This window comes from Acinetobacter sp. YH12072, assembly GCF_013419565.1.
Classification (GTDB): domain Bacteria; phylum Pseudomonadota; class Gammaproteobacteria; order Pseudomonadales; family Moraxellaceae; genus Acinetobacter.
The window spans coordinates 1-1,123 of the sequence record NZ_VOZV01000097.1 but is presented as its reverse complement, the minus strand read 5'-3'; the positions used below and the strand labels follow the sequence as shown (position 1 = coordinate 1,123).

Genomic DNA, 1,123 nt, shown 5'->3' with positions numbered 1-1,123 from the left:
CCGATCGGGTATGTGGTAGAGCAACTAAAACTTGTGTTTGGTACCACAGAATATTGCGTTCCCAGTGCAGCAGTACAAGCACGACAACGCTTAGGGCGAGAGCCCTTGAATGCCTTGTTTTCTCTACTCAGCCAAGCCTGGTTTGAAGAATCCCAACAGCAATACTCAAACTTTCATGGCCTTAGTGTATGTGCTGTTGACGGGGTGGTTTGGTCTATGCCTTATACAGATGAGAATTTTGCACACTTTGGCTCATCTAAGGGTAAAACTGCGGTAGCACCTTATCCGCAAGTGAGAGCAACCTGTCTGGTGAATACCAACACCCATGAAATCATTGATGCCCAAATAGGTAGCATGGATCAAGGTGAACTTACACTGGCAAATCGATTATGTCCTCCATCGCATAGTATTACTCTGTTTGATCGAGCCTATTTTTCTGCTGATTTTCTAATAGGATGGCAAACACGTGCAGAGGCAAGCCATTGGCTTATGCGCGCAAAAGATAATTTACGCTATGAGATCATTAAGCGTAATTCCCAGCATGACTTTCATATCAGGATGCCAATATCAGCAAGAGCCAAGAAGCTGAATTCAACATTAGGGGATTATTGGGAAGCGCGTTTGATTGAAGTTGAGCAGGCAGGAAAAATTAGACGCTATATCACTTCATTAATAGATTCAAAGATATATCCACTGCTAGCCTTAGCAAAGCTTTATGCTCAGCGCTGGGAAATAGAAATGTGTTACCGAGAAATCAAAAGTGATTTACAGGAAAGTAAGCATTTGAGGAGCAAGCAACCTGATTTAATTTATCAAGAATTATGGGGTGTCTTCATTGCTTATAATATTCTAAGAAGACAAATGAAATATATGGCTCAACGTGCAAAAGTCAGTCCTTTGAGAATCAGCTTTCATATTGCATCTATCGGCATCCTTAATATATTAAGATTCGACTCTTTAGACTCCGCAGGGAATTTACCCAAACATCTAGAAAGTTTACTGGAGAAATCTAGGAGGTATGTTTTGCCTGAGAGGAGGGTTAGAAGTTGCCCAAGAGTTGTGAAAGGTAAACCACTGAAATACCCAAGAAAATGCCAGTCAATTTCTTAACTGACTGGCATTA

At 41.2% G+C, this 1,123-nt stretch carries 1 protein-coding gene; it reads left to right on the top strand.

Annotated features, from left to right (window positions below):
• On the top strand, positions 1-1,110 hold a 1,110-nt coding region (locus tag FTU19_RS16170), incomplete at its 5' end, for an IS4 family transposase (RefSeq protein ID WP_180131924.1).
• Between the last annotated feature and the right edge of the window lie 13 nt (positions 1,111-1,123).